A 13488-nucleotide genomic window follows, 5' to 3' on the forward strand; every position below is an offset into this window, starting at 1 on the left:
ATCGAGAGGAGACAGTGATGGCGCGCGACTTCCAGGTGACCTTCGACTGTGGCGACCCGGCAGCACTCGCCGGGTTCTGGGCGGAGGTTCTCGGCTATCGGATACAGGATCCGCCACCAGGTTTCGACAGTTGGGAGGCCGCTCTCGAAGCGATGGGCATCCCACCGGAGAATCGAAACGACGCGTCGGCGTTGATCGACCCGGACGGGGTGGGCCCGCGAGTGTTCTTTCAACGGGTGCCGGAGGGCAAGTCCGCAAAGAATCGGGTGCATCTCGACGTCCGGTCGGCTCCGGGGCTCACCGGCGATGAGCGGATGGTGGCTCTCGAAGTGGAATGCACCAGGACGGTCGGACTCGGCGCGAATCGCGTGGCACGCCATGAACCTGCGCCGCCACTCGAGGGCGGGCACATCGTGATGACGGATCCCGAAGGAAACGAGTTCTGCCTGGACTGAGTCGACCTGGACTGAGTCGACAGGGCGGTGCGCTGATGGCCCGGCCTACCGCACCGGCAAGGAGTCGTCGCGCGACAGGACGAAGAAGTACGGCTGACCCGAACCTTTCATGTCCATCGCTCCGAGGACCGATCGGTCGGACAACCGACGGAACACATCGTTGATCGGTAGCTGGTCATACAGCATCGTGGCCGTGTCGGTGCCTCGGTATCGGGTCGTTCGCAGGCGTGCTTTGGCGCTGTGGGCCCGTACGACCGGACTGAGCGCCGCGATCGGTGTCGCGAACGACCGCTGCTTCACCATCGGGAACCTGGCCAGCCCGACGCCGCGAAAGGCGTGGACCGGATTCATCGGCCAGAGTGATGATCCGTCACGTGCGGGGAAGAGCAAGGGGTGCACCGTCTCGGTGTCGACGAACTGTTTTCCCCACCAGCCACTTGCGGCGAGTAAGCCGTCCATCGGGTGGCCGGTGGGCAGTTCGGCGCCGCGCCAGGTGCCGAGCATTGCCTGGGGCTCAACCGGTTCGGAGGCGTCGAACAGTTCCAGTGCCGCCGCGGTCGTGGTCGGCACAATCGTCATCAGGTCCTCGAGGCGCATGCGGCGATGATAGCCGCCGGGGTTGTCAGCCGGCCCGGATCGGGCCGTGGGTGGACAGGCATCGGACGATCGTCGCGCGGGTGTCGGCGGGATCTATCACCGAATCGATCTCGAACACGCTTGCCACATTGAGTGCCTTGCCGTGTTCGTAATGCATCGCGACGAGTTCGTCGTAGCGAGCCTGCCGTGCGGCGGAGTCCTCGATGGCCTCCAGTTGGTCGCGGTACCCGAGGCGAACGGCACCTTCGAGTCCCATGCCGCCGAATTCGCCGGTCGGCCATGAGAGTGTCGCCACCGGAGCGTGGAGGTCGCCGCCGGCCATTGCCATGGCACCGAGGCCGTAGGCCTTGCGGAGGACCACCATGACGAGCGGAACCGTCAGTCGCGCCCCGGCTCGGAACATATCGCTGAAGCGCCGGACCGTGGCGGTCCGTTCGGCCTCCGGACCGACCATGAATCCCGGTGTGTCGCAGAGGGACACGATCGGCAGCCGGTGGGTATCGCAGAGTTCGAAGAAGCGTACGGCCTTGTCGGCGGCGTCGCCGTCCAGTGCACCCCCGAGATGCTGTGAATTGTTGGCGATGATGCCGATGGCGACCCCGTCGAGACGCGCGAGTGCCGTCACGATGCCGTGGCCGAACCCGGCGCGGAGTTCGAACACCGAGCCGGTGTCACACAGCGCGTCGAGGACCGGTCGGATCGGATATGCGCGTAGTCGGTTCTCGGGCACGAGGTGGCGCAGCCGTCGCTGGTCCCCGGCGGCCGGGCGATCGGACTCCGCAGCCGGACCCACCGACGACGGCCGGAAATAGGAGAGATACCGCCGGACGTCGGCAAGCGCCGCGGAGTCGTCGGGGACCAGGCGGTCGACCACGCCGTTGGTCCATTGCACATCCATCGGACCGACCTCGCCCGGCGCGACCCGACCGAGCCCGCCGCCCTCGATCATTGCCGGTCCGCCCATCCCAAGACTCGATCCCTCGGTGGCGACGATGATGTCGCAACTGCCGGCCAGCGCCGCATTCCCGGCGAAGCAATACCCCGCGACCACGGCGACGGTCGGAACCTTGCCGTTGAGCTGGGCCATCAGCCGGAAGGTGGTGACGTCGAGTTGGGCCACCGCGGACGAGTCGGTGTCGCCTGGCCGCCCGCCGCCTCCTTCGGCGAACAACACGAGCGGAAGATCACGGCGGTGGGCAAGCTCCAGCAGACGGTCGGTCTTCTGATGGTTGTGCAGCCCCTGTGTGCCTGCGAGCACGGTGTAGTCGTAGGACATGACGGCGACGGGCATGCCGTCGACACGGCCCGTCCCGGTGATCAGTCCGTCGGCCGGGGTTCGGTCGATGAGTTCGTCGACGCTGCGTCGGCGACGTTGCGCGGCGATGGTCAGCGCGCCGTACTCGACGAAGCTGCCGTCATCGAGGAGGGCTTCGAGCCCTTCGCGGGCGGTCATCCGCTGCTTCGCGTGACGCTTGCGGACTGCCTCGGCGCGACCCTCGTCGTGGGTCTTGTGATGACGTGCGAGCACTTCGGCGAGATCGGGTCGAATGTGCTCGAGGTCGATCTCGGTGGTGGCGTCGTCGGCCGCGCCGTCGCTGTCGCCGGTCAGGACGAACGCAACTGCGTCGTCCAGGTCGACGGCGTCACCGACGCGGACGTTGAGTGCGGAGATCTGCCCGGCAACCGGGCTGTGGACGACGTGCTCCATCTTCATCGATTCGAGCACGACGATCTCGGTTCGGGTGGTGACGACATCGCCTACCGCGGCGGGAAGCGCCACCACGACCCCACGGAACGGGCTCGGGACCGCACACGCTCCCGCGGGGGGCGGTGACACTGTGCGCGGTGGACTGGCCCCCTCCGTCTCGACTTCGGCGGCGGCCCTGTCTCCCGGTGCGATCGAATGCCCCGGGGCGGTGACGAGTTCGGCGATCTCACGGTCGACGAAGGTGGTGTCGATGCGCCCGTCCGCGAGCTCCGGTCGCGCCAGGATGGCTTGCAGCAGAGAGGTGTTGACCGGAACTCCGGAGATGTCGAAGGCAGCCAGGGCCCGGTTGCAGTCGCGCGCGGCGGATTCGGTGTCGACGCCGCGCACGATCACCTTGGCGAGTAGGGAATCGTAGCGAGGACCGACCTCGTAACCCGCGTATCCATGGGTGTCCACCCGGATGTTGCGTCCGCTGGGCGGTTGATATCGGCGTAGCCGCCCCGTACCCGAGGCCACGTCGCCGTCGACGCCGACGGTCTCGGTGTTGACCCGTGCCTCGATGGCGACCCCCCGCGGTGGTGGACAGGCGGTGAGGCCCAGTTCGGCGAGGGTCACGCCGGTCGCGACGCGCAGTGCCAACTCGACGAGGTCGAGGCCGGTGGTCTCCTCGGTCACGGTGTGCTCCACCTGGATGCGAGGGTTGACCTCGAGAAACGCGAACGTCTCTCGGCCTACGAGGAATTCGACCGTGGCGAGTCCGCGGTACCCCGACATGAGCTTCTCCGCGGCGCGGTGAAGCTCCTCCCGTACCTCGGCATCGAGCGTAGGTGCCGGTGCGATCTCCACGAGCTTCTGACGCCGCCGCTGGGCCGAACAATCGCGATCGCCGAGGACGACGACATCTGAACCGTCACCGAGTACCTGCACTTCGACGTGACGCGCGTCGACGAGCACTTCTTCGACGTAGACCGACGGGTCGCCGAACGCCGCGAGGGCCTCGGACGCGCAGCGCTCGAGCGCTGAACCGAGGTCATCACGGTCGGATACGTGGCGCATCCCGCGTCCGCCGCCACCCGCCACGGCTTTCACCATCACCGTGGCCCCGACGCCGAGCCGGTCCCAGAGTGATTGCGCCGCAGTCAGATCGGCGGGGGAGTTGGTGGCTGCGATCGTCGGCACCCCACACCGGGCCGCATGGTCACGCGCAGCCGTCTTGTTCCCGAACTTCTCCAGATGTTCGGGTGTCGGCCCGACGAACGTGATCGCGGCATCGGCGCAGGCGCGGGCCAGGGCAGGGCTCTCCGCGAGGAATCCGTAACCGGGATGGAGCAACGTGGCGCCCGTGTCGCGAGCAGCATCGACGATCGCGGCGATGTCGAGATAACCGGTGACTCCGGCGCCCGCCAGTGTGACCGCTTCGTCGGCTCGGTTGACGTGGGCGCAGGTGACGTCGTCCTCGGGGTGGATCGCCACCGTTGGGATCCCCATGGAAGCCGCGGTCGCCAGAATCCGGACGGCGATCTCACCACGATTGGCGACCAGCAATTTCATCGGTGCGCCCCTGCGTGAGGTCCTATCTGCACACCGCTCCCTCGGAAGCCGAGGTGACGAGTTTCGAGTACTTCGCGAGGACGCCGCGCGTGTAGCGCGGCGGCAGGGGAGCGAATCCCTGTGCGCGCTTGTCGAGCTCGTTCTCGTCGACGAGCAGGTCGAGAGTTCCGGTTCCGACGTCGAGGCGTATCCGGTCGCCGTCCTCGACGAGCGCGATGGGGCCGCCGTCCACGGCCTCCGGCGCGACGTGCCCCACACACAGTCCGGTGGTCCCGCCGGAGAACCGGCCGTCGGTCATCAGGAGTACGTCCTTGCCCAGTCCGGCACCCTTGATGGCACCGGTGATCGCCAACATCTCACGCATACCCGGGCCGCCCTTCGGGCCCTCGTAGCGGATCACCACGACGTCCCCGGCGGTGATGGTGCCGTCTTCGAGCGCGTCCATCGCCGCCCGCTCGCGATCGAAGACCCGCGCAACGCCCTCGAAGACGTCGGAATCGAAGCCGGCCGACTTCACGACGGCCCCCGCAGGCGCGAGTGAGCCCTTCAGGATGGTGATCCCGCCGGTCGGGTGGATCGGCCTCGTGGTGGCTCTCAGGACGAGACCGTCGGGATCGGGCGGCGCGATGTCGGACAGGTTCTCGGCCACCGTCTTCCCGGTGACCGTGAGGCAATCACCGTGCATCAGCCCGGCGTCGAGGAGAGCCTTCATGACGACCGGGACACCGCCGATCCGGTCGACGTCGGTCATCACGTGCTTGCCGAACGGCTTGACGTCGGCGAGATGCGGTACCCGCGAACCGATCCGGGCGAAGTCGTCGAGCGACAACTCGACCTCCGCCTCGTTCGCGATCGCGAGGAGATGCAGGACCGCGTTGGTGGAGCCGCCGAAGGCCATCACGACGGCGATCGCGTTCTCGAATGCCTCCCGGGTCATGATGTCGCGCGCGGTGATGCCGCGTCGCAGGAGTTCGACCACCGCCTCGCCGCTCTCCCGGGCGTACCGGTCGCGTCGCCGGTCGGGTGCCGGTGGCGCCGCACTGCCCGGCAACGACATGCCGATCGCCTCGGCGGCGCTGGCCATGGTGTTGGCGGTGTACATGCCACCGCACGCTCCTTCGCCGGGGCAGATCGCGCGCTCGATGGTGTCGACGTCCTCACGACTCATCAATCCGCGTGAGCAGGCACCGACCGCCTCGAAGGCATCGATGATCGTCACCTGCCGTTCCGAACCGTCCGAGAGAGTCGCGTACCCCGGCAGGGTGGAGCCGGCATAGAGGAAGACATTGGCGAGGTCGAGGCGGGCGGCTGCCATCAGCATTCCGGGCAGCGACTTGTCGCAACCGGCGAGAAGCACTGAGCCGTCAAGGCGTTCGGCGCTCATCACGGTCTCGACGCTGTCGGCGATCACCTCGCGCGAGACCAGCGAGAAATGCATGCCCTCGTGTCCCATCGAGATGCCGTCGGACACCGAGATGGTGCCGAACTCCAGGGGATATCCCCCTGCGGAGTGGATCCCCTCCTTGACGGCTTTCGCGAGGCGGTCCAACGACAGGTTGCAGGGGGTGATCTCGTTCCACGACGAGCCGACGCCGATTTGTGGTTTCACCCAGTCGTCGTCGCCCATGCCGACAGCGCGCAGCATGCCGCGTGCTGCCGTCTTCTCGAGACCATCGGTGACGTCTCGACTTCTCGGCTTGATGTCGACGTCGGTGGCTGGAGAGTCCGGTGTTCGATTGGCCATATCCGTCACGATAGATGTGTCGGCGGCTTCGTGATGACAGTTGCGGCTCCGAACGCCCCGATTCGCACGAGACCGACAAGGTGGCCCATGGCCTTTTCTCGAGTCCGTAGCATCGGGTCATGAGTGCTTATGTGACGACCAACCCGACGACCGGTAGGACTGAGCACGAATACCCAGGCCTGCGGGACGACCAGATCGACGACATCGCCGAAAGATCTGCGAACGGATACGAGACCTGGCGGTATGCATCGGTGGCCGAACGTGCCGAGGCGCTGGCCGCAACGGCGGATCTGTACGAGAAACGCTCGACGGAACTGGCGCAGGCCATCACCACGGAGATGGGCAAGCCGACCAAGCAGGCCGCAGGTGAGGTGCAACTGGCCGCGGACATCTACCGCTGGTACGCCGAACACGGTCCCGAACTCCTGGTCACCGAGACCCTCGATCCCCAGGGCGCTGCGGAATCACTCGTCCAGACCCTGCCGATCGGACCGCTGGTCGGAGTGATGCCGTGGAACTATCCCTACTATCAGGTGGCTCGATTCGTAGCGCCGAACCTGTTGGTGGGCAACACGATCATCCTCAAGCATGCATCCATCTGCGCTGCGTCGTCCGCACTGATGGCTGATGCGTTGCACGACGCGTCGGTGCCTGAGGATGTGTACATCAACGCATACGCGAGCGCCGGTCAGGTCGCCGAACTGCTCCGGCATCCGGCCGTTCGCGGGGTGTCTCTCACCGGCAGTGAGGCTGCGGGTGCGGCGGTGGCCGAGGAGGCGGCGAAGAATCTCAAGAAATCCGTCCTCGAACTCGGGGGCTCGGATCCGTTCGTGCTGCTCGACACCGACGATATGGCGCGGACGGCGCGGATCGCCGCGCGCGCCCGCATCTCCAACGCCGGTCAGGCGTGCAACTCCCCGAAACGCTTCATCGTGGTGGACGATCTCTTCGATGACTTCGTCGAAGGACTGGTCGGCGAGTTCGACCGGGCCGTGGTGGGCGATCCGACCGACCCGGACACCGATGTCGGACCGTTGTCGTCGGTGTCCGCGCGCGACACGGTCGTCGAGCAGGTCGCGACGGCAGTGAACCAGGGAGCGACGCTGCACACGGGTGGCGCACCGGTGGACGGCGACGGCGCCTTCATGAGACCCGCCGTCCTCACCGGGATCACCCCGGACATGGACGCTTATGCCGAGGAGATCTTCGGTCCGGTCGCGATGGTCTACCGGGTGCAGTCCGCCGATGATGCGGTGGCCCTGGCGAATGACGTCGCCTTCGGCCTGAGCGGATCGGTGTGGAGTACCGACATCGCTCGTGCCGCAGAGGTGGCCGACCGCCTCGATGTCGGGATGGCCTACATCAACGAGCACGGAACGACTTTGCCCGGCTTGCCATTCGGCGGTGTGAAACGCTCCGGCTACGGACGCGAACTGGGCCGATGGGGAATGGGTGAGTTCGTGAACACCAAACTCCGTCGTACCGCGACGCGCTGAGTTGTTCGAGGCGCATCACGCCGAGAGCGAGCTGATCCAGCTGTCGGTGTCGGTGACCGTCGCCTGGCGCGGGAACACCGCGTCCATCAAAACGCGGTGCACGGTGTCGTCGGTGTCCGCGCACGCGTCTTCGAGAACGAAGATGCGGTAATCGAGATCGGCGGCCTGTCGCAGCGTCGACAGGACGACTCCGCTGGTGGAGATCCCGCTCAGGATCAACGTGTCGACGCCCGCGCCGCGGAGGAGGACGTCGAGGTCGCTGCCGGTGAATGCACTGATCCGGCGTTTGGTGATGATCGGCTCGCCTGCCTGCGGTGTGAGCGAGTCGTGGATCTGCGTGCCATGCCCGGTTTCGACCATCGTGTCGCCTGCGTGCTGCTTGGCAGCGGCGAACCCTTGATTGGTGTCGGCAACCTCCGGATATCCGGCCCGGAATGCCACCCGGACGAAGAAGACGGGGACGTCGGCGGTGCGGGCCGCCGCGACGGCACGGCCAGCGGGTGCGAGAACATCCGGCGAGCTGAGGCGATCGACGATGCCGTTCTGGAAATCCATCGCGAGTAGGACTGATCGTGAGTGGGTCATGCGGCACACAGTAGACAGTCCAGACTGTTGATTACAAACTGTTCAGTCTAGACTGTCGATTATGTCCGAAAACAGCTCCGAAGCGATCTCGCCGCCCGCTCCGTCGGCGCTCCAGGTTGCACTCGACACCAGAGTGGCGATCGGTCGGCTGATCCGTCGTCTCCGTGAGGTCTCCGACGGCCAGGAATTGTCTGCAGCACAGGCGTCGGTGCTGGCGAGGGTCGGCAAAGGGGAGGCCTCGTCGGCGTCGGCACTCGCCGCATTGGAGGGCGTCCGGCCGCAGTCGATGGCCGTGACGATCTCGGCGCTCGAAGACCTCGGTCTCGTCAGCCGGACGCAGGATCCCACCGACCGTCGCCGCCAGCTCGTCGTCCTGACCGATGCGGGCCGGGATGCCGAGATGGGAAACCGCGATGCCCGCCACGAATGGCTCGCGCGCACGATCGAGGAGGCTCTCACCGAACAGGAACTCGACGTCCTGCATCGCGCTGCCGAGATCATCGAGAACCTGGCGCGCCGATGACCGCGCCCACCACCGTCCCGAACGTCCGGTCCGAGCGGTTCGATCGACGCCTCCTGGCGCCGATGATGCTCGGATCGATCCTCAACCCGATCAATTCCTCGATCATCGCGGTTGCGCTCGTACCCATCGCGGTGGCGTTCGGTGCGCCGGCGTCCGAGACCGCCTGGCTGGTTGCCGCGTTGTATCTCGCGACGTCGATCGGCCAGCCGCTGTTCGGCCGACTGGTCGACATCTTCGGCCCCAGACCGCTGTATCTGATCGGTGCGGTGCTCACTGGGATCGCGGGCTTGTTGGGTACGTTCGCGCCCGGACTCTGGATGCTCATCGTCGCCCGTGTCGTGCTCGGATTCGGCACGTGCGCAGCGTATCCGGCCTCGATGTACCTGATCCGCAGCGAGGAGAAACGGACCGGCGTATCCAGTCCGGCGGGCGTGCTGACCGCGCTGTCGGTGACCACCCAGACCATCGCTGTGGTCGGCCCGACGCTCGGTGGGCTCCTCATCGGAATCGGCGGCTGGCGAGCGGTATTCGCCATCAACATCCCGCTGTCGGTGGCGTGCCTGATCCTCGGACTGCTCGTCCTCCCGCGCCGGGCGCGCGCGGCGCGGACCGATACCGACGCCAGGTTCGATGTGGTGGGAGTGATCCTGTTCTCCGGCATGATGATCTCCGTTCTCGTCCTGCTGATGGACTTCCGCATCGATCGACTGTGGCTGGTCGCGGTGGCCGTCGTCGCCGCGGGCGCCTTCGCGATCCGTGAACTACGTGCCCGCGATCCGTTCATCGACGTGCGTGTCCTCGGTGGCAATGTGCCGTTGGTCGTCACCTATCTGCGTTCGGTCCTCGGGGCGACGGTGACGTACGCGTTCCTGTACGGATTCACGCAATGGCTCGAAGGTGGGCGTGGGCTGTCGGCTTCGCAGGCCGGACTCGTCCTCATGCCCGCATTCGCAACCGGCATCGTGGTGGCGGTGGTGACCGGCCGACGTCCGCAGATCCGCGGGAAGTTGCTCGTCGGTGCGTCGACCATGGTGGTGGCCTGCGTGCTGATGCTGTTCGTGCACGAGACCTCGGCGGTGTGGTTCCTGGTCGTGATCGCTGTGATCGTCGGTGTTCCACAGGGATTGATCAATCTCGCGATTCAGAACACCCTCTATCACCAGGCAGATCCGGAGCGGATGGGTGCGTCGTCCGGTCTCCTCCGCACCTTCATGTACCTCGGCGCGATGCTCGCGTCGAGCGCGAGCGGCGCCTTCTTCGGCGCGCAGGCGACGGATGGCGGTCTGCACGAGCTGGCCGCCTTCATGTTGATCGCTGCCGTGTTGTTGGTGCTGATAACGGTGCTCGACAGGTCGCTGATCAAGGTCGACCGAGCGGCGGGCGAGGGGCAGCGGGCGAAGGTGTCGTCGGACCGGTAGCGGTCGTCAGGTCGATTCGGTTGGTGCCTGCGCCGGCCGCGACAGGATCGGGGTGGCGCGCAGTTCGGCGCGGTTGACCACGACCAGCCATGCCGCGAGCGTCGCGAAGAGCATCGGTATGAGCAGATCCAACTGCGGCACCACCGCCAATGCCAGGAACAGGCTCATCCATCCGTTGCGTGTGGCGGCCACCACGATTCCGGCAGTGGCAGCGGCCACGGTCACCGTCACCGGCAAGTCAGGCCACAAGGCGTGGACGGCGAAACCCAATGCGGCGCCGACGAAGACGGCCGGAAAGATTCGCCCGCCCCGGAAACCCGCCGCGCTGGCGATCAGCAGTGCGACCAGCTTGATGCCGGCCATCGCAAGAAAACCGAGTGCGGTGGTCGTCGCCATCCGGTCGGGCAGTTCCTTCATCTGATCGAGGCCTTTGAAGAGGGTGATCGTGCCACCTGCCACGCCGAGCAGACCGAGGGCCAGACCTGCCGCGGTGAGCAGGAGGATCGGGTTCCCGATCCGGTGGAGGAGCTTGTGCAAGGGGTTGAACACACGTGCGGCGACGACTCCGACCGCCGCGGCGACCATCGCGACCCCGATGGCGACGAAGACCTCCGCGACTCCGCCGAAGTCGTCGGCGGGCAGACCGAGCGACATGTCGAGGTCGGTGAAGTGTGTGATGACAAACGAGCCCGTCGCCGCGGCGACCAGCGGTATGTAGAGGCGGTTCCAGAGCGGCACGCGCTGGTCACCCTCGTTCACCTCGGACAGCATGAGGGCGGCCGCGACGGGCGTCCCGAACAGTGCACCGATCGTGGCCGATGTCGACAGCCCCACCCAGTCGTGTGTGGTCACCTTCGGGACGAATCGGGCTCCGATGGCCACCACCAGCGCCGCATTGATCGCCATGATCGGATTCTCGGGTCCCAGGCTGATGCCGCCGGCGAGGCCGAGGATCGCGGCCACCGCGAGACCGGGAACCACACTGGGCGCGAGTGGCTTGGCGACCAGTTCTGTGGTGGCCGGATCGTCCCCGGCATGCCCCGGCACATACCGGACCACGAGTCCCACGAGCAGGCCGGTCACGGTCAGGACGAGCACCATCCACCACCAGGTGTCCGAAGAGATCCCCAGTGCGTCGGTGAGATCATCCCAGATCAGATGCTCGATCAGCCCGGCCAGAGCCGAAATGCCCCAGAGGAGCAGGGCGCAGACCACGCCTACCACCATTCCGACGGGAGTCATGGCGATCAGTCGGCCCACCGGGACGCGGAACTCCTCCGCCGGTTGGGGATTGCTGTCTTCGGGGCTCATCGTGGCGGCTCCTCACCTCCCTCGACGCATCGGACGGCCCATTGTCTCATCAGCCGGTCACCTGACCCGCAGATTCAGATCAGCCGATCGCGTGTCGGAAACCGGGTGGATGCGGCGCTTTCCGGATCGCCGGTGCCGTCGGGGCCCTATCGCCGGTCGGCATGGTCCGCGAGCTGGGCGGTGAGTTCGCGCGCGTAGTCGAGCTGGCGGGCCAGTTGTGCGCAGGCCTGCTCGGCCCGCTCGTGGAACTCCGCGAGAGTCGCCGCCGCCGCGATCGCCTGCGCCCGACCGTCCGATCCGGAGAGCGCGTCCTGGGCGGCGAGCAGTTGCCGCATGTCGTCGAGGGTGAAACCGAGGGGCTTCATGCGCCGGATCACCAGGAGTCGGTCGATGTCGCCGCGGGTGTAGAGCCTGAATCCGCCGGCCGACCGGGCCGACGGGACCACGAGACCGACGTCGTCGTAATGGCGAATGGTCTTGATCGACAACTCGGTTTCGGCCGCGACCTCGCCGATCTGTCTATGCCTGTGGTCGCTGTCGTCGGGGGTGTTCACGTGACGTGTCCTTCCGAGCATCGGGTCAGTGGTCGGCGACGAGGTGCCCGCTCAGGCGTTCGTGGCGGGCGGCGCTGCTGTCGTCGAGGCCGACGATCGTCGCCGTCTTGCCCTTGGCCGCGTATTTGGTGGTGATCGCGTCGAGTGCAGCCACGGTCGAGGCATCCCAGATGTGCGACTCGCTCATGTCGATGACCACGTGTTGCGGGTCGTTGACGTAGTCGAATTGGTAGACGAGGTCGTTGCTGGAGGCGAAGAACAGTTCGCCTCGCACCGCGTACACGCGCGTGTCGTCGTCGGGGTGGGCGACCTCGACGACCTCGGTCATGTGGGCCACGCGGCGGGCGAAGAGGATCATCGCGGCGACCACGCCGACGATGACGCCGTAGGCGAGGTTGTGGGTGGCGACCGTGACGGCGACCGTCGCCAGCATGACGGTGGTCTCGCTCTTGGGCATGCGCCGCAACGTCTTCGGATTGATGCTGTGCCAGTCCATCGTGCCGACCGAGACCATGATCATCACGGCGACCAGCGCTGCCATCGGGATCAGTGCCACCACGTCGCCGAGACCGACCACCAGGATCAGCAGGAACACCCCGGCGAGGAAGGTGGAGATGCGGGTGCGGGCCCCCGACACCCTGACGTTGATCATCGTCTGGCCGATCATGGCGCACCCGCCCATGCCGCCGAAGAATCCGGTGACGATATTGGCGACGCCCTGGCCGACGGATTCCCGGGACTTGTTGGAGTGCGTGTCTGTCAGGTCGTCCACGAACTTCGCCGTCATCAAGGATTCCAGCAGCCCGACCAGTGCCATGGTCACGGCGTAGGGAGCGATCACGGTGAGGGTGTGCCACGTGAAGGGGACGTCGGGGATCAGGAACGATGGCAGGCTGTCCGGCAGCTCACCCTCGTCACCCACATCGGGAACGGAGAGTCCGCACACGATGGTGGCGGCGGTCAGCACGACGATCGCGACCAGGGGTGCGGGAACGATCGTGGTCAGTCTCGGCAGCCCGACGATGATCAGGATGCCGATCGCGACCATCGGATAGACCAGCCACGGGACACCGATCAGATGCGGGAGTTGTGCGGTGAAGATGAGAATGGCAAGTGCATTGACGAAGCCGGTCATCACGCTGCGCGGCACGAACCGCATCAGCTTCGCGAGTCCGATGCCGCCCAGGATCATCTGGAACACTCCGGCGAGGATCACGGCGGCGATCAGATAGTTCAGACCATGGCTCTTGACCAGCGGCGCGACCACCAGCGCGACCGCGCCGGTGGCGGCGGAGATCATCGCGGGGCGTCCACCGACGATGGCGATGGTCACGGCCATGGTGAACGAGGCGAACAGTCCGACCCGGGGATCGACACCGGCGATGATCGAGAACGAGATCGCCTCCGGGATCAGGGCCAGCGCGACGACGACGCCGGCGAGAACCTCGGTGCGCAGCCGTCGGGGCGAGCGCAACGCGGCGAGCACCGATTGTTCGCGTTCGGGGGAGACCACTGTGGCGGTCGAGGACATGCGAATACTCCTTCA

At 66.5% G+C, this 13488-nt stretch carries 11 protein-coding genes; 4 read left to right on the forward strand and 7 right to left on the reverse strand.

Going from position 1 to position 13488, the window contains the following annotated elements:
* Window positions 1–17: 17 nt before the first annotated feature.
* Window positions 18–455, forward strand: coding sequence for a VOC family protein (locus tag IDF66_RS21100; protein WP_190268485.1), 438 nt, complete (start codon window positions 18–20; stop codon window positions 453–455).
* A gap of 45 nt (window positions 456–500) precedes the next feature.
* Here the strand turns inward: IDF66_RS21100 and IDF66_RS21105 are convergent, their stop codons facing one another.
* Genes IDF66_RS21105 through ilvD form a run of 3 tightly spaced genes read right to left on the reverse strand, consistent with a single transcriptional unit; the run spans window position 501 to window position 6055 of the window.
* Window positions 501–1052: a DUF4334 domain-containing protein gene (locus tag IDF66_RS21105; RefSeq protein WP_190268486.1), complete on the reverse strand. Its 552-nt coding sequence runs from the start codon at window positions 1050–1052 to the stop codon at window positions 501–503.
* A 25-nt stretch (window positions 1053–1077) separates the two neighbouring features.
* Complete coding sequence (locus tag IDF66_RS21110) at window positions 1078–4311, reverse strand: acetyl-CoA carboxylase family protein (RefSeq protein ID WP_190268487.1); 3234 nt, start codon at window positions 4309–4311, stop codon at window positions 1078–1080.
* 22 nt (window positions 4312–4333) lie between these two features.
* On the reverse strand, window positions 4334–6055 hold the full coding sequence (ilvD, locus tag IDF66_RS21115; protein WP_190268488.1) for a dihydroxy-acid dehydratase: 1722 nt from the start codon (window positions 6053–6055) through the stop codon (window positions 4334–4336).
* A gap of 119 nt (window positions 6056–6174) precedes the next feature.
* Between ilvD and IDF66_RS21120 the strand changes: the two genes are divergently transcribed.
* Window positions 6175–7551 (forward strand): NAD-dependent succinate-semialdehyde dehydrogenase, encoded by a 1377-nt coding sequence (locus IDF66_RS21120; protein WP_190268489.1) that lies wholly within the window; start codon window positions 6175–6177, stop codon window positions 7549–7551.
* A gap of 15 nt (window positions 7552–7566) precedes the next feature.
* Here IDF66_RS21120 and IDF66_RS21125 read toward each other — a convergent pair whose 3' ends face one another.
* Entirely contained in the window at window positions 7567–8136 is a 570-nt protein-coding gene (locus IDF66_RS21125; protein ID WP_190268490.1) for a cysteine hydrolase family protein, read from the reverse strand.
* 61 nt (window positions 8137–8197) lie between these two features.
* Between IDF66_RS21125 and IDF66_RS21130 the strand changes: the two genes are divergently transcribed.
* Together IDF66_RS21130 and IDF66_RS21135 are read left to right on the forward strand one after the other, a co-directional pair.
* Window positions 8198–8659, forward strand: coding sequence for a MarR family winged helix-turn-helix transcriptional regulator (locus tag IDF66_RS21130; RefSeq protein ID WP_190268491.1), 462 nt, complete (start codon window positions 8198–8200; stop codon window positions 8657–8659).
* On the forward strand, window positions 8656–10077 hold the full coding sequence (locus IDF66_RS21135) for an MFS transporter (RefSeq protein WP_223309951.1): 1422 nt from the start codon (window positions 8656–8658) through the stop codon (window positions 10075–10077). Before IDF66_RS21130 ends, IDF66_RS21135 begins: the two co-directional genes overlap by 4 nt.
* Window positions 10078–10083: 6 nt before the next feature.
* Here IDF66_RS21135 and IDF66_RS21140 read toward each other — a convergent pair whose 3' ends face one another.
* The 3 genes from IDF66_RS21140 to IDF66_RS21150 form a co-directional block, all read right to left on the reverse strand.
* Window positions 10084–11388 carry an ion channel protein gene (locus IDF66_RS21140; RefSeq protein WP_190268492.1) on the reverse strand — a complete coding sequence of 435 codons (1305 nt, stop codon included), beginning with the start codon at window positions 11386–11388 and terminating at the stop codon, window positions 10084–10086.
* Between the two features lie 146 nt (window positions 11389–11534).
* Window positions 11535–11942, reverse strand: coding sequence for a MerR family transcriptional regulator (locus tag IDF66_RS21145; protein WP_317628795.1), 408 nt, complete (start codon window positions 11940–11942; stop codon window positions 11535–11537).
* A gap of 25 nt (window positions 11943–11967) precedes the next feature.
* Window positions 11968–13473, reverse strand: a complete 1506-nt coding sequence (locus tag IDF66_RS21150) for a SulP family inorganic anion transporter (RefSeq protein ID WP_190268494.1) — start codon at window positions 13471–13473, stop codon at window positions 11968–11970.
* Window positions 13474–13488 lie beyond the last annotated feature (15 nt).

Origin of the sequence: Gordonia hankookensis, from assembly GCF_014673215.1 — a bacterium.
GTDB classification, from domain to species: Bacteria; Actinomycetota; Actinomycetes; order Mycobacteriales; family Mycobacteriaceae; genus Gordonia; species Gordonia hankookensis.